We start from the raw sequence: 15,071 nt of genomic DNA, 5'->3' as shown, positions 1-15,071 counted from the left end.
CTCGCAGATCGTGCCCGAAGAACGGACGGGGAGCCAGTCCTGGTGCCCGCCCGGGAAGAGATTCTCGTCACGTCGGCCCTGATCCACCTTGGGCTTTTAAACCTCCTTTACTCCGCGCGTACCGCCACCCGCCGCACGAGCAGGTACATCTCGCAACCCAGGCAGTACCCGAAGGTGGCGTTGAGGAAGGCTGCCGCGAGCGCCGCGCCGGTGGCGGCGAGTCCGAGCCACTCCGGTCCGATCCCGTATCCCACGAGCCCGAGGGCCGCGAAGGCCAGGCCCACGGCCTGCGCGAACCGTGGCGGCTCCGGCGCCTCGAACTCGGTCGGCGGCCCGATCCGCGGCCGTACGACCCTGCGGAACAGCAGACCGTACGGCGATCGGCCCACCCCGCCGGCCGCGCCCAGCGCGAACGCCAGCGTCTGCCAGGCCAGCAGCCAGACGCTGCCCGTGATCAGAACGGCCGCTAGTACGACGGTCGTCACGGCCGCGCCGAAGCGCGGCCCCCTTGCATCGATGTCCATGAATCAAGCATTCCGCAACGGAAAGACCGGGGGGAGTCGGGAATCTTTGCAGTCTCGTGAATGCTTGTGCGGGTGATGACTGGACTGGTGGTGTGCGTGGCGGTGCTCGCGGCGGCGAGTGCCTACGGAGTGCTGCAACGGCGGCGGAGCGGGAGAGTTCGGGTGCGCGGGCGCGACGACGGCAAGAGGCTCGGGGCGGCCGAGTTGGGCGAGGACCTCGGTGAGCGCGCCACGCTCGTCCAGTTCTCCAGCGCCTTCTGCGCGCCCTGCCGGGCGACCCGGCGGGTGCTCGGTGAGGTCGCCGGCCTGGTCCCGGGCGTGGCCCATGTCGAGATCGACGCCGAGCAGAACCTCGACCTGGTCCGTGCGCTCGACATCCTCAAGACGCCGACCGTGCTGGTCCTCGACGCCGAGGGAAGGGTCGTACGGCGGGCCACCGGCCAGCCGCGCAAGGCGGACGTCATCGCGGCGATCGGTGAGGCGGTGTGACACCGGGTGCCCGCATGGTGACGCATCTCCCATATGCCGGAACCCACTTGACTGCGCACCACACCTATCGTCAGCCTGACCGTATGCCTACGGAACTCCTTCTGTTCGGGCGGGTCCACGTCGACCTCGCCCGCACCGCGAGCGCGCGCTGTCCGGTCTGTTGAGCAGTCACGGTCCGGCTCGACACTCCTCGCAGAAGGAACACCGCATGACGGCCACGTCCGACCTCGGCAGCCCCCGGCTCGCCTCTCCCGACCTCCTGCGCTCCGTCTTCCGGCGGCATGCGGCGGGAGTCGCGGTGATCACAGCGAACAGTGACGCCGGCCCCGTCGGCTTCACCGCCACCTCGCTCGCCTCGGTCTCCGCCGAACCCCCGATGCTGTCCTTCGGGATCGGGACCGGCGCCTCCAGCTGGCCCGCGATATCCCGGGCCGACCACGTCGGCGTGCACATACTCGGCGAGCACCAGGAGGAGCTGGCGGCCACCTTCGCCCGCAGCGGCGCCGACCGTTTCGGCGTGCCCACCGCCTGGCGCGAGGGGCCCGAAGGCGTCCCCGTCCTCGACGGCGTACTGGCCTGGCTGGTGTGCCGGGTCCACGCGCGCGTGCCCGCCGGTGATCACCGCATCGTGCTGGCCGAGGTACGGCTCGGAGACCCGGCCGGCGCCGGCCGGCCGCTGCTCTACCACCAGGGCCGGTTCAACGGCCTGCGCGACTGATCGGCTCAGTGACGCTTCCGCCGTGCTGCGGGGCCGTCGAGTTCCGATTACGCTGCGTTGCGAAGGTCACAGTTCAAAGCGCTTGCTTAGCGGGCACATGCTGGATGTACTGGTGAGTAATATTTCGGTCGGAGCACAGCCCGCCCCGACCGGGATCGGCCGCTTGGGGCGCCTATGCTGCCTGCAAGAGGCAGCCGAAAAATGACGATGCAGTAGGAGAGCCGGCGTGAGCTTGAGGATCGTTGTCACTGTGAAGTACGTGCCCGACGCCACCGGCGACCGGCACTTCGCCGATGACCTGACCGTCGACCGGGACGACGTGGACGGTCTGCTCTCCGAGCTCGACGAGTACGCGGTCGAGCAGGCGCTGCAGATCTCCGAGAACTCCGACGACGACGTCGAGGTCACGGTCCTGACCGTCGGCCCCGAGGACGCCAAGGACGCGCTCCGCAAGGCGCTGTCCATGGGCGCCGACAAGGCCGTCCACGTCGAGGACGACGACCTGCACGGCACCGACGTCATCGGCACCTCCCTGGTCCTTGCCAAGGCCATCGAGAAGGCCGGTTACGACCTGGTGATCTCGGGCCTGGCCTCCACCGACGGCACCATGGGCGTCGTCCCGGCCCTGCTGGCCGAGCGCCTGGGCGTCCCGCAGATCACGCTGCTCTCCGAGGTCTCCGTCGAGGACGGCACCGTCAAGGGCCGCCGTGACGGCGACGCCGCCTCGGAGCAGCTGGAGGCCTCCCTCCCGGCCGTGGTCTCGGTCACCGACCAGTCGGGCGAGGCGCGTTACCCCTCCTTCAAGGGCATCATGGCGGCCAAGAAGAAGCCGGTGGAGTCCTGGGACCTGTCCGACCTGGACCTGGAGGCCGGACAGGTCGGCCTGGAGGGCTCCTACACGACGGTCGACTCTGCCGCGCAGCGTCCGGCCCGCACGGCCGGCACGATCGTCAAGGACGAGGGCGAGGGCGGCAAGCAGCTCGCCGAGTTCCTCGCGAGCCAGAAGTTCATCTAAGGGTCACTGGCCCGCCGAGGCTCACCCCCTTACCGCCCCTTAAGCCTTCGCAATCCGCAGGAGAGCATTCCCATGGCTGAAGTTCTCGTCTACGTCGACCACGTGGACGGTGCCGTCCGCAAGCCCACCCTGGAGCTGCTGACCCTGGCCCGCCGTATCGGCGAGCCCGTCGCCGTCGCGCTCGGTGCCGGTGCCGCCGACACCGCCGCCGTCCTGGGCGAGCACGGCGCCGTCAAGGTCCTCACCCACGACGCCTCCGAGTACGCCGACTACCTCGTCGTACCCAAGGTCGACGCCCTCCAGGCGGCCGTCGAGGCCATCTCCCCGGCCGCCGTGCTGGTCCCGTCCTCCGCCGAGGGCAAGGAGATCGCCGCCCGTCTGGCGCTGCGCATCGGCTCCGGCATCATCACCGACGCCGTCGACCTGGAGGCCGGCGACGAGGGCCCGGTGGCCACCCAGTCGGTGTTCGCCGCCTCCTTCACCACCAAGTCCCGGGTCTCCAAGGGCACCCCGGTCATCACGGTGAAGCCCAACTCCGCCGCCGTCGAGGCCGCCCCGGCCGACGCCGCGGTCTCGGAGCTGAGCGTGACCTTCTCCGCGCAGGCCACCGGCACCAAGGTGACCGGCCGTACCCCGCGCGAGTCGACCGGGCGTCCGGAGCTGACCGAGGCCGCGATCGTGGTCTCCGGCGGCCGCGGCGTCAACGGCTCCGAGAACTTCGCGATCATCGAGGCCCTCGCCGACTCCCTCGGTGCGGCCGTCGGTGCCTCGCGTGCCGCGGTGGACGCCGGCTGGTACCCGCACACCAACCAGGTCGGCCAGACCGGCAAGTCGGTCTCGCCGCAGCTGTACATCGCCAACGGCATCTCCGGCGCGATCCAGCACCGCGCGGGCATGCAGACCTCGAAGACGATCGTGGCGGTCAACAAGGACGCCGAGGCCCCGATCTTCGACCTCGTCGACTACGGCGTCGTCGGCGACCTCTTCGACGTGGTCCCCGCCCTCACCGAGGAGATCAAGACCCGCAAGGGCTGATCCCGATCCGGGCGTACGAGGCCCCCGTGACCGCCGACGCGGTCGCGGGGGCCTCGGCTCATCCCAGGGTCAGCGTGGCCTGCACCGGCAGGTGGTCGCTCGGGAACTGCCCGTTCATCGCGAAGGTGTTGATGACGGCCCGGTGCACGGTCGTGCCCGGGGCGGCGAGGATCCAGTCGATGCGGTCACCGTCGGGGGTGAGGGGTTTGTAGCCGTGGAAGGTGGCGTACAGCCTGCTGCGTTCGGCGGCCGCGTCCCAGGTGTCGACGAGTCCCGTCGCGAGCAGGATGTCGTACGCCCGGTTGTCGTGGGCCTCGGCGTTGAAGTCGCCGGTCACGAGGACCGGTGACGTGCGGTCGAACTCGGCGATCCTCTCCCCGAGAAACTGTGCCGAACGCTCGCGCGCGTACTGCCCCACATGGTCGAAGTGGGTGTTGAGGACGTAGAACTCCCGTCCGCCGGCTGCCAGGTCGCGGAAGCGGACCCAGGTGACGATCCGGGGGAGCGCGGCGCCCCAGGTGTTCGAGCCGATGACCCGGGGAGTGTCGGAGAGCCAGAGCGTGTCGTGCTCGACGGGGGCCAGACGCCGGGTGTCGTAGAAGACCGCCGTGGACTCGTCGTGGCTGCCGCCCTCACGGCCGGTGCCGATCCAGTCGTAGTGCGTTCCCAGGTCGGAGTGGATGTCGAGCAGCTGCTGGTAGAGGCCCTCCTGGGTGCCCATCACGGTGGGTGCCTCCTGGCGCAGGAGTTGGCGCATCACCGGGCGGCGGACCGTCCAGCTGTTGGGTTCGGAGGTACTGGCGAAACGCAGATTGAACGTCATGACATCGAGTCGGCGGTGGTTCGGCTTGGCGGCGGAGGCCGGCAGCGTGCCCATCAGCGGCACGGTGAAGGCGGCGGCCACGGCGGTTCTGAGGCCCATGCGACGCGTCATTCTGTGGGTGTCCGACATGTTGTTTCCCTCCCGACGGGACAGGATGAATGGTCGAGCCGGTGTGCGGTAGACGGCGTAGGGGATCTCGGCACCTTGCGTGAACGCGACGGCTCATGCTGTGGACGGGGTGTTGACCCTCGGGAGGCTTCGCGGATAACTTCGCTCTACGGATTGTTGATTCCGTAGAGCGGAAAACAGGAGGGTGTGGGATGGGTCAGGGCCAGCAGGAGCAGGTGGCGACAAGCCTCGCGGGAGCCGTCAGCGAGGAGATCAGCGCCTCCCTCGCGCCGGTCGACGCCGAACTGGAGCGCCGCTACCCCGGAGACCCCGGCACCCGCCAGCCCGTGCACACCGTCTACGTCCCCGGTGACGTCTTCACCGCCGACACCGTCCGCTCCTGGGGCGAGAAGGCCCTCGCGGCCCTCGACACCCACGCCCCGGACGCCGCGTCCTTCGCCGCCGTCCTCGGGCTGTCCGACGAACTCGCCGAGCCCGTCCACGCGCGCGTGCGGGCCAAACTGGAGCACGAGCCGATCGAGGACCTGCGCGTCGACTTCGAGGACGGCTACGGCCCGCGCCCGGACGCCGAGGAGGACGAGACGGCGGCCCGCGCGGCCCGGCTGATCGCCGAGGCGTACAGGAACGGCACGGCGGCGCCGTACATGGGCATCCGCGTGAAGTGCATGGAGGCGGCGGTCCGCGACCGGGGCATCCGGACCCTCGACGTCTTCCTCACCGGTCTGATGGCCGCCGGCGGCCTGCCCGAGGGGCTGGTGCTGACCCTGCCGAAGGTGACCTACGCCGAGCAGGTCACCGCGTTCGCCCGGCTCCTGGAGGCCTTCGAGAAGACCCACGGCCTGGACTCCGGCCGGCTCGGGTTCGAGATCCAGATCGAGACCAGCCAGTCCATCCTGGCCACCGACGGCACCGCCACCGTCGCCCGCATGATCCAGGCCGCCGAGGGCCGCGCCACCGGACTGCACTACGGCACCTTCGACTACAGCGCCTGCCTCGGCGTCTCCGCCGCCTACCAGGCCAGCGACCACCCCGCGGCCGACCACGCCAAGGCGATCATGCAGGTCGCGGCCGCGGGCACCGGCGTACGGGTCTCGGACGGCTCCACGAACGTCCTGCCGGTCGGGCCCACGGCCAAGGTCCACGACGCCTGGCGGCTGCACTACGGCCTGACGCGCCGGGCCCTGGCCCGCGCCTACTACCAGGGCTGGGACATGCACCCCGGCCACCTCCCCACCCGCTACGCGGCCGTGTTCGCCTTCTACCGCGAGGGCTTCGAGCAGGCCGCCGACCGTCTCGCCCGGTACGCCAACCGGGCCGGCGGCGACGTCATGGACGAGCCCGCCACCGCCAAGGCGCTCAGCGGCTATCTGCTGCGCGGTCTCGACTGCGGCGCCCTGGACATCGGTGAGGTCGCGCGGCTGACCGGCCTGACCCGGGCCGACCTGGAGGGCTACGCGGCGCCCCGGCGCGGTGATCTGACCGCCTCCGCGAAATAGCCTCCGCGGGACAGCCTTCACGAAACGTCTCCACGGGATCGTCTCCACGAAGTGGCGGAAGACGTAGCGGCCCTGTCACAGTCGCAACCACCGGCTGGAGTCGTCACTCCTGCCCCGTAGTCTGTACCGCACGCATTGACGTGTCACAGGAACGGGGCAGCGCTGTCTTCGGGGGAGACCAGAGGAAAAGGCCAGGACGACGAGACCGGTCGGCTGCTGGCCGGGCGTTATCGTGTCGTGGCCCAGCTCGGGCGCGGCGGTATGGGTGTGGTCTGGCGGGCCGTGGACGAGGTCCTCGGCCGTGAGGTCGCCGTCAAGGAACTACGGACCTACACCGACGCCGACGGTCCCGAACTCGCGGATTTGCGGCTGCGGATGCAGCGCGAGGCGCGTGCCGCGGCCAGGGTCCGGCATCCCGGCGTCGTCGCGGTGCACGACGTGGCCGAGGTCGACGGCCGCCCGCTGATCGTCATGGAGCTGGTCGAGGGCCCCTCCCTGGACCAGGTGCTGCGCAAGCAGGGCACCCTCGACCCGCGCGAGGCGGCCGGCATCGGCGCCAAGGTCATGGACGCCCTGGCCGCCGCCCACAAGGCGGGTGTACTGCACCGGGACGTCAAGCCCGGCAACATCCTGCTCGACCGCTCCGGCCGCGTCCTGCTCACGGACTTCGGCATCGCCACCATGGACGACCCGGGCGACGGATCGGCCACCAGCCTCACCCGCACCGGCCACCTCGTCGGGTCCCTGGACTACATGGCGCCCGAGCGCGCCCAGGGCGGCGACCCGGGACCGGCCTCCGACGTGTGGGCCCTCGGTGCCACGCTGTACGCGGCGATCGAGGGGGCGTCGCCGTTCCGCCGTACGTCGACGTTCTCCACTCTCACCGCGATCGTCGGCGAACCGCTCCCCGAATCCCACCGTGCCGGGCCCCTCGGCCCCGTGCTCCAGCGCCTGCTGGACAAGCGGCCCGAGGCCCGCCCGGGGGCCGAGGAGGCGCGCGAACTGCTGCAGGCGGTGGCGGACGGCGCCGCCGGGGCGGACAGCCCCACGACGACCTTGCGGGGTACGGCGGGACCGGCGGGGCAGACCGAGACCGTCCCCGACGTTCCGGCGGCGCCTGTTGCCCCTGCCGGTCCGGCGTCGGAGCCGGAATTCGGATCGCAGGCGACGGAGGGGGCCGAGCCGACCGCGGGGGCCGGGCAGCAGCCCGCCCGGGTTCAGCCTGCCGGGGGTGCTGCGGGGCAGGTCGAGGCCGCGGCCCCGGCGCCCTGGTGGGTGGGGTCCGCTTCCCAGGACGGTGCCGCGGGACAGGCCGCTTCGCCGGAGCTGGGCTTCGGCGCCCCTCCTCAAGGCGGTCGTCCGGGACCGTCGCCGCACAGCCACGAGCTGACTCGCGACACGACCCCCATGGCCCCCTCCCGTACGCCCCGTCGAAACCGGCGCGTCCTGCTCGCCGCCGCCGTCGCGGCCGTACTCGCGGTGGCCGGCACGGCCGTCACTTTGATGAACAACTCGGGCAAGGCCGAAGCGGAAGCCCGGCCGACCGCGTCCGGCACAAGTGCGTCGGCCTCCTCCTCCGCCTCCGCGCGCACCGACGCCGACACATCAGGCAGCGCCGCGCTGACGGACGGGGAAGCCGAGAAGAGCCCGAGCGCGAAGGAGACGCCGGGCAAGGACGGCAGCGCCAAACCCACGAGCCGTGCCTCCGCGTCCGGCAAGGCGCACTCCTCCGGCGGTGGCTCGGGTGGCGACGACGCGGGCGGCAGCGACTCAGGGAACGGCGGCGGCACGACCGGGGACGGCGGCCCCAGCACCCCGGCACCGGCCCCGGCCTGCACCGCCATCGGCGGCGGCAAGTACAACTGCACCGTGTGGAAGACCGCCAAGTCCTACACCGCCTCCGGCGCCGAGGCCGGTGTCCTCAACGCGGGCACCAACTACTTCTACTGCCAGTCGAACCTGGGCCGTCGCGAGACGTCCGGAGGGTGGACCAACGTGTGGTGGGCGAGGACGGACGACGACAGCGGCAACACCGGTGTCTACGTCAGCGACGTCTACATCAAGGGCGGGAACAACGACGAGCCGGTGCCGGGACTCCCGGTCTGCTGAACCGTCACGTACCGCTCCAGGCCGGACTCCGTGACCCGCTTCTCGTCGGCGAAGAGCCGGGTGCCCGCCGCGCACCGGTGCCGGTCGGCGCGGGCCCGTGCCACGAACTCCTCCGGTGTGACGCCGAACAGCTCCCGCAACCGGGCCGACCCCACGAGGAGTTCGGTCAGCAGCTCCCGCTGGCCGGGATGGGTGCGCGGAGCGCCGGTGCCGTCGTGCAGGACGCCGTGGCGGTTGACGTAGGAGTGGACGCCGGGCAGCGTGACGCCGCCCGGCAGCTCGACCCGCACCTCGGGCGCGGGCAGCCAGGCCCGCCCGTAGTTGCCGTGCGGCAGGGGCACCCCCTCGCTCGCGTCGATCACCGCGAGCTGCTCGGCGTCCAGCCAGATGACGAACAACTCCCGTACCGCGTACCGCGCTTCGATAGGTGACGCGGACACGTATCCCATGCGGCTCACGTGTGCGGAGACGCCCACGTCGACACCGGTCACCCGTGCCTTCACCATCGGGACCGGTGAGGCGATCGCGAACTCCGCCATCTTGTGTCGCAGTTGTCCCGGACTGGCGTTGGAGCCGACCGCGAGGACGGGGGCGCGCTCCTCGTCCCGCCACCGGTCCAGGGGCAGCGGCCCGGCAAGGGGTACCAGCCGGTCGCCGTCGAGCAGAGCGGAGTCCGCCGGCCAGGCGCCCGGATACCGCAGCGGATGATCGCGAGGAGCCTCGGCCAGGCCGAGTGCCTTCAGTGTGAAGCCGTCCATGGTCGCTCAGTCCGCGGGCGCCAGCTCGCCCGAGCCCCGGGTGATCAGCCGCGTCGGCAGTTCGATCCGCTCCGGCGTCAGCAGCGTGCCGTCCAGCTGGCGGAACAGCCGCTCCGCGGCCGTACGCCCCAGCGTCGCCGCGTCCTGGGCGACGACCGTGACGCCCGGCTGGAGCAGATCCGCGAGTTCGATGTCGTCGAAGCCGACGAGGGCGACTCTGCGGGTGTGCTCGGCGAGGACCCGGATCACGGTGACGGTCACCCGGTTGTTGCCGGTGAAGATCGCGGTGACGGGGGAGGGGCCGGAGAGCATCTCCTCGGCCGCCCGGCGCACCCGCTGGGGGTCGGTGACGCCCAGCGACGTCCAGGCGTCGGCCACCTCGATGCCGGCGTCCTCCATGGCGGCCCGGTATCCGCGCAGCCGCTCGGCGGCCGTGTGGATGCGGGGCATGTCGCCGACGAAGCCGATCCGCCGGTGACCGTGGGCGATCAGGTGCGCCACGGCGTCGCGGGCCCCGCCGAAGTTGTCGGAGAGGACGACGTCGGCGTCGATCCGGCCCGCGGGACGGTCCACGAACACCGTGGCGACGCCGGCCTTCAGCTCCGGCTCCAGATAGCGGTGGTCGTCGCCGGCCGGGATCACCACCAGGCCGTCCACCCGCCGGGCGCACAGGGCCAGCACCAGTTCCTGCTCGCGCTCCGGGTCCTCGGCGCTGGAGCCGTTGATGAGCAGGGCGCCGTTGGCCCGGGCCACCTCCTCCACCGCGCGGCTGAGCGGGCCGTAGAACGGGTCGGCGAGGTCCTCCAGGACCAGGCCGATGCTGGCGGTGCGGCCCTTGCGCAGTACGCGCGCGCTGTCGTTGCGGCGGAAGCCGAGGGCCTCGATGGCCTCCCGGACCCGGTGCTCCGTCTCGGGGGTGACCCCTGCTTCGCCGTTGACCACGCGTGAGACCGTCTTGAGCCCTACGCCGGCTCGCGCGGCCACGTCCTTCATGGTCGGACGGTTGCCGTACCGGGTCGTGGAGAGGCGGTCTGCTCGGCTGTGGGTCTCGGGCACGATACGGCGTCCTGTCCTGTCGTCGACCGGGATGCGCTGGTCCATGATTTCGTATGAGGATGTGGCGTCGAGCATAGAGCCTGGACAACGTTGTCAGATGCGGGAGACACTGTCCATCGCAATCTGTCGGCCAGCGCCCCCACCGCGAGACCGGCCTGTCCATTCCTCAAGGTTGACCGGGGAGAACTGACACTGATGCACACCGACCTCGTGGCTGCGCTCGACATCGGCGGCACCAAGATCGCCGGAGCGCTGGTGGACGGCCACGGCCGGATCCTGCTCCGCGCACAACGCGCCACGCCGGCGCAGGAGGACGGCGAGAGCGTGATGCGTGCCGTCGAGGAGACCCTCGGCGAGCTCACGGACTCGCCGCTGTGGGGGCGTGCAGGCGCCCTCGGCATCGGCAGCGCGGGCCCGGTGGACGCCTCCACCGGCACCGTGAGCCCGGTGAACGTGCCGGGCTGGCGCGACTATCCGCTGGTCCGCAGGGTCCGGGAGGCGGCCGGCGGGCTCCCCGTGGAGCTGATCGGCGACGGGGTGGCCATCACGGCGGCCGAGCACTGGCAGGGGGCCGCGCGCGGGCACGACAACGCGCTGTGCATGGTCGTGTCGACCGGGGTCGGCGGCGGTCTGGTGCTGAACGGGCAGCTGCACGCAGGGCCCACCGGCAACGCCGGTCACATCGGGCACATCAGCGTCGATCTCGACGGCGACCCGTGCCCGTGCGGCGCGCGCGGCTGCGTGGAGCGCATAGCCAGCGGTCCGAACATCGCCCGGCGCGCGCTGGAGAACGGCTGGCGGCCCGGTCCCGACGGCGACACGTCCGCCGCCGCGGTGGCCGACGCGGCACGGGGCGGCGATCCGGTCGCCGTGGCCTCGTTCGCCCGGGCGGCCCAGGCGCTGGCCGCCGGTATCGCGGCCACCGCGACCCTCGTGGAGATCGACATCGCGGTCATCGGCGGCGGGGTCGGCAAGGCGGGCGACGTCCTCTTCGACCCCCTGCGCAAGGCGCTGGCCGACTACGCGACCCTGTCCTTCGTGCAGCGCCTGACGATCGTGCCCGCGCAGATGGGCACGGACGCCGGGCTGGTCGGAGCGGCCGCGGCGGCTCTTGCGAAGCGGACCGACGCGGCCGCGGTGGTCTGACGGCACCCGAGCCGACCGGTGCGAGAGAAACGTTCACGCGGTGGCCGGGTCCGGAGACGGGCCCGGCCACCGCGTGCGTAAGCCGGCCCTCAGCAGCTCAACTGCGCGTCGCCCCAGTCGGCGTGGTCCGAGTCGATGCCGTCGCCGCCGTCGGTGACGACCAGCCGGACCAGCCGGGCGCCGGTGACGTCCGCGGTGAGGGGCTGGGCCGGCATGGCGTTGGTCAGGACACCGGTGGACGCCACCTTGGTGCCGTCCGCCCACACCTCGAAAGCGACCGTGCCGTTCGCGCCCTTCTCGTCGTCCACGCCGACCTGCGCGGTGACCGTCTCGCAGGCCGCGCCCGTGTAGTACTCGACGGAGCTCTCCGCGTGGACTCCGAGCCCCCTGGCGTACACGACCCCGCCGATGGTGATCGGGTGACCGTCACCCGCGGCGCTCTCCCCGTTGCTGGTGTTGCGTTCGACGGGACCGTAGCCGTTGGAGGCGGACAGCCACGGCAGATCACCGAGGCCGGAGCTGCCCGAGGGCGGCGGGACCACCACGGTCGCGCTGAAGGGCAGCGTGCTGTCGACCCGGGCACCGGTCGGTGAGCGGTAACTCGCCTTGAGCGTCAGTTCGTACGACCCTGTCGGCGCCCCCTCGGGAGCGGTGAGCGACCACTTCGTGCGCAGTGAGCGGCCCGTGGACAGGGCCGGGGCGGAGGTCGGCGACGTCGCCTTCACGGCCCAGCCCGCGGGTCCTGACAGCCGTACGGAGACCTGCCTGGCCGGGGTGCGTCCGAGGTCGGTGACCGTGGTCGTCAGTGCGGCGGGCGTGCCCGTCTGGACCAAGGTGCTGCCGTCCAGGCCGAGTTCGACGGCGGGCGGGTGCTGGGGCCACCCGCGGTCGGCGGCGACCCGCACGAGGACCGTTCCGTGTGCGGGGACGGTCGCCGAGATCGTGCCCGCGGTGTTGTAGCTCCGGTGCTGCCACAGGTCCCGCAGCGTGTACGCGTGGGCGTCGGGCAGGCCGACGGCCGCGGCGGTGGTGGCGATGCGCTGGGGGCTGCCCGACTCGTTGAACAGGGCGACCGTACGGCTGCCGTCCCGCATCTCCTTGGCGACCACCCAGCGCCCGCCCTCGGACGAGACCACGCTGCCCTGCTTGCCGAGCGGGTCCTGGTCGACGGCGATGACCTCCTTGTTCGACAGGATCTCGAAGGTCTCCGCGGAGGCCGAGCGCAGGTCGCTGCCGATGAGCAGGGGCGCGGCCATGACCGACCACATCGAGAAGTGCGAGCGGTACTCGGTGTCCGTCATGCCGCCGTTGCCGACCTCCAGCATGTCGGGGTCGTTCCAGTGGCCGGGGCCGGCGTGCGGCGCCAGCGGCAGGTTCTGCTTGAGGATCGACAGCATCGAGCCCCAGCTGTCGCTGATGTCGCCGGTGGTGCGCCACAGGTGGCCGACGTCCGCCGCCCACTCCCAGGGCTTGTTCTGGCCCCATTCGCAGATGCTGTAGACGATGGGTCTGCCGGTCGCCCTGAGGGCGTCGCGCATGGTCGTGTAGCGCAGCTTGGCGTCCACGCCCTGGTTGTTGCAGTTGTCGTACTTGAGGTAGTCGACGCCCCAGTCGGCGAACTGCTGGGCGTCGCTGTACTCGTGGCCCAGCGCGCCCGGGAAACCGACGCTGTCGCAGGTCTTGGTGCCCGCGCTGGTGTAGATGCCGAGCTTGAGCCCCTTGGAGTGCGCATAGTCGGCGACGGCCTTGATCCCGTTCGGGAAGCGGACCGGGTCCGGGACGAGTTTGCCGTCGGCGTCCCGGTTCGGCAGGGCCCAGCAGTCGTCGAGGTTGACGTACTGGTAGCCGGCGTCCTTGAGGCCCTTGTCGACGAAGATGTCCGCGATCCCCTTGACCATGGACTCGTTGAACTCGGCGCGGCAGTGGGTGGAGTTCCAGTTGTTGAAGCCCATGGGCGGGGTGAGGGCAAGGCCGTCGGCCAGGGCGGGTGAGCCCGTGCCCTCCTCGCCCGCGACGGCGGGAGCCGCCCCGGGCACCGCGAACGCCAGCACCGTGAGTGCGGCGACCATCCTTCGGCGGGTCGTGCGGGTGTGAAGGTGACGCATCATTACGTTCCTCCGAACCAGCGGAAGGTGCGATGACTGCATGTACGCGTCATCATGTGGGCGTTTACGTTAGAACGTGTTCGACTGTGGTGGAAGGGAGCGGCGCGGGGCAGGGCAGCGTGACCCATTTCCTCCGGTGCCGTTGATCAGGCCATGAAGAAGCGCAGCATGCTCGCCATCGCCTCCCTCGCCACCGGTTTCGTCGTCGCGGCGATCACTCCCTCCCACGCCCTGGGCGAGGAGGTCGATCACCTCGACGTCGACAAGACCCTCAGCACCCTCGATCACACCGTCGCCGGTGAGAGCCTGGACGGCCTGGACGGGGCCGCCCTCGGACAGGGCGACTGACGAGGTTCGCACGACCCGGCGCCGGGGCCCCTCAGGACGAGGGGCCCCGGCGCCGACTTGTGCGCCCTCATCTGCGGCTGGTTTCCGTGGCAGGGTGGAACGGGCAAGCCACAGGGGGCCAAACAGAAGAGGGGGAGTCCGTGATCGTCTGGATCAACGGCGCGTTCGGTGCGGGGAAGACCACCGCCGCACGGGAACTGATCGAACTGATCCCGAACAGCACGCTCTTCGACCCCGAGGACATCGGCGCGGCGGTCGTTCGTCTGCTGCCGCCCAAACACCTCGCCGAGGTCGGCGACTTCCAGGACCTGCCGATCTGGCGCCGACTGGTCATCGACACCGCGGCCGCGATGCTCGCCGAGCTCGGCGGGACCCTCGTGGTCCCGATGACCCTGCTGCGCCAGGAGTACCGCGACGAGATCTTCGGCGGCCTCGCCGCCCGCCGGATCGCTGTCCACCACATCCTCCTCGCCCCGGCGGAAACGATCCTGCGCGAGCGAATAGCCGGGCGGGAGACCCCGCCGACCCTGCCGCTCGGCGAAATCGGACAGGGGCACTGGGCGTACGACCGCATCGAGCCCTACCGGGCCGCCCTCGCCTCCTGGCTCGCGGCCGACGCCCATCTGATCGACACCGGTGCGCTCACCCCGTACGAGACGGCCGCCCGCATCGCCGAGGACCTCGGCGCCGGGACGGTGCCCGTGTGCGACATCGTGCAGACCCCCGAGCCCACCGGCGAGACCGTGGCCGCCGGGGTCCTCCTCTTCGACGAGCAGGACCGCGTGCTGCTCGTCGACCCCACCTACAAGGCGGGCTGGGAGTTCCCCGGCGGTGTCGTCGAGCGCGGTGAGGCGCCCGCGCGGGCCGGGATGCGCGAGGTCGACGAGGAGACCGGCATCCGACTGGACGACGTACCGCGTCTCCTCGTCGTCGACTGGGAACCGCCCGCCCCGCCCGGATACGGCGGACTGCGCCTGCTCTTCGACGGCGGGCGGCTCGACTCCACCCGGGCGCAGGCTGTTCTGCTGCCGGGTCCCGAACTGCGCGGCTGGTGTTTCGCCAGCGAGGAGGAGGCCGCGGAACTGCTGCCGCCGGTGCGCTACGAGCGGTTGAGGTGGGCGCTGCGCGCCCGGGAGCGCGGGGCGGCGCTGTACCTGGAAGCCGGAATTCCGATCGGCTGAGATCCGGGGTGGGGCCCCGTCGGCACGCCGCCGACGGGGCTTCGCCATGTTCGAGACATGTTCGGTTCAGGCAAGCGGAGTGCGAGAACCCGCCAAGGGAATCGTCGCGATACCTCCATGTCAGAGCTAACGACAGTTC

14 protein-coding genes are annotated in these 15,071 nt (G+C 71.4%); 9 read left to right on the top strand and 5 right to left on the bottom strand.

The annotated features are described in order from the left end of the window. Positions 1 to 107: 107 nt before the first annotated feature. A complete protein-coding gene (locus H293_RS0112895; protein ID WP_020118303.1) occupies positions 108 to 524 on the bottom strand; it encodes a DUF4395 domain-containing protein in 417 nt (138 codons plus the stop codon). A 75-nt stretch (positions 525 to 599) separates the two neighbouring features. Between H293_RS0112895 and H293_RS49420 the strand changes: the two genes are divergently transcribed. The 4 genes from H293_RS49420 to H293_RS0112875 all read left to right on the top strand — a co-directional run bounded on the left by H293_RS49420 (position 600) and on the right by H293_RS0112875 (position 3,781). Then, positions 600 to 1,013, top strand: coding sequence for a TlpA family protein disulfide reductase (locus H293_RS49420; protein ID WP_028807795.1), 414 nt, complete (start codon positions 600 to 602; stop codon positions 1,011 to 1,013). Between the two features lie 208 nt (positions 1,014 to 1,221). After that, complete coding sequence (locus H293_RS0112885) at positions 1,222 to 1,731, top strand: flavin reductase family protein (RefSeq protein WP_020118301.1); 510 nt, start codon at positions 1,222 to 1,224, stop codon at positions 1,729 to 1,731. 226 nt (positions 1,732 to 1,957) lie between these two features. Beyond that, positions 1,958 to 2,746, top strand: a complete 789-nt coding sequence (locus tag H293_RS0112880) for an electron transfer flavoprotein subunit beta/FixA family protein (RefSeq protein ID WP_028807794.1) — start codon at positions 1,958 to 1,960, stop codon at positions 2,744 to 2,746. A gap of 72 nt (positions 2,747 to 2,818) precedes the next feature. After that, positions 2,819 to 3,781 (top strand): electron transfer flavoprotein subunit alpha/FixB family protein, encoded by a 963-nt coding sequence (locus H293_RS0112875; protein ID WP_020118299.1) that lies wholly within the window; start codon positions 2,819 to 2,821, stop codon positions 3,779 to 3,781. A 58-nt stretch (positions 3,782 to 3,839) separates the two neighbouring features. On the opposite strand, the gene H293_RS0112870 is transcribed toward H293_RS0112875, so the two are convergent. Continuing rightward, complete coding sequence (locus H293_RS0112870) at positions 3,840 to 4,703, bottom strand: endonuclease/exonuclease/phosphatase family protein (protein WP_020118298.1); 864 nt, start codon at positions 4,701 to 4,703, stop codon at positions 3,840 to 3,842. Between the two features lie 221 nt (positions 4,704 to 4,924). On the opposite strand from H293_RS0112870, the gene H293_RS0112865 reads away from it, so the two are divergent. Together H293_RS0112865 and H293_RS0112860 are read left to right on the top strand one after the other, a co-directional pair. After that, entirely contained in the window at positions 4,925 to 6,229 is a 1,305-nt protein-coding gene (locus H293_RS0112865; protein WP_020118297.1) for a DUF6986 family protein, read from the top strand. Between the two features lie 162 nt (positions 6,230 to 6,391). Further along, positions 6,392 to 8,338, top strand: a complete 1,947-nt coding sequence (locus tag H293_RS0112860) for a serine/threonine-protein kinase (protein ID WP_028807792.1) — start codon at positions 6,392 to 6,394, stop codon at positions 8,336 to 8,338. Here the strand turns inward: H293_RS0112860 and H293_RS0112855 are convergent. Continuing rightward, positions 8,284 to 9,096 carry a hypothetical protein gene (locus tag H293_RS0112855; RefSeq protein WP_020118295.1) on the bottom strand — a complete coding sequence of 271 codons (813 nt, stop codon included), beginning with the start codon at positions 9,094 to 9,096 and terminating at the stop codon, positions 8,284 to 8,286. The genes H293_RS0112860 and H293_RS0112855 overlap by 55 nt on opposite strands. 6 nt (positions 9,097 to 9,102) lie before the next feature. Beyond that, positions 9,103 to 10,152 (bottom strand): LacI family DNA-binding transcriptional regulator, encoded by a 1,050-nt coding sequence (locus H293_RS0112850; protein WP_028807791.1) that lies wholly within the window; start codon positions 10,150 to 10,152, stop codon positions 9,103 to 9,105. A gap of 195 nt (positions 10,153 to 10,347) precedes the next feature. Between H293_RS0112850 and H293_RS0112845 the strand changes: the two genes are divergently transcribed. Next, positions 10,348 to 11,298 carry an ROK family protein gene (locus H293_RS0112845; protein ID WP_020118293.1) on the top strand — a complete coding sequence of 317 codons (951 nt, stop codon included), beginning with the start codon at positions 10,348 to 10,350 and terminating at the stop codon, positions 11,296 to 11,298. 89 nt (positions 11,299 to 11,387) lie between these two features. Here H293_RS0112845 and H293_RS0112840 read toward each other — a convergent pair whose 3' ends face one another. Then, on the bottom strand, positions 11,388 to 13,403 hold the full coding sequence (locus H293_RS0112840) for an NPCBM/NEW2 domain-containing protein (protein ID WP_199790158.1): 2,016 nt from the start codon (positions 13,401 to 13,403) through the stop codon (positions 11,388 to 11,390). A 153-nt stretch (positions 13,404 to 13,556) separates the two neighbouring features. Between H293_RS0112840 and H293_RS0112835 the strand changes: the two genes are divergently transcribed. Together H293_RS0112835 and H293_RS0112830 are read left to right on the top strand one after the other, a co-directional pair. Further along, on the top strand, positions 13,557 to 13,751 hold the full coding sequence (locus tag H293_RS0112835; protein WP_020118291.1) for a hypothetical protein: 195 nt from the start codon (positions 13,557 to 13,559) through the stop codon (positions 13,749 to 13,751). A gap of 140 nt (positions 13,752 to 13,891) precedes the next feature. Further along, positions 13,892 to 14,932 (top strand): NUDIX hydrolase, encoded by a 1,041-nt coding sequence (locus tag H293_RS0112830; protein ID WP_020118290.1) that lies wholly within the window; start codon positions 13,892 to 13,894, stop codon positions 14,930 to 14,932. The last annotated feature ends 139 nt before the right edge of the window (positions 14,933 to 15,071 follow it).

Origin of the sequence: Streptomyces canus 299MFChir4.1 (assembly GCF_000383615.1) — a bacterium.
Lineage (GTDB): Bacteria > Actinomycetota > Actinomycetes > Streptomycetales > Streptomycetaceae > Streptomyces > Streptomyces canus_C.
Note: the sequence above shows the minus strand (reverse complement) of the source record. Positions and strands in the feature narration are given on the sequence as shown.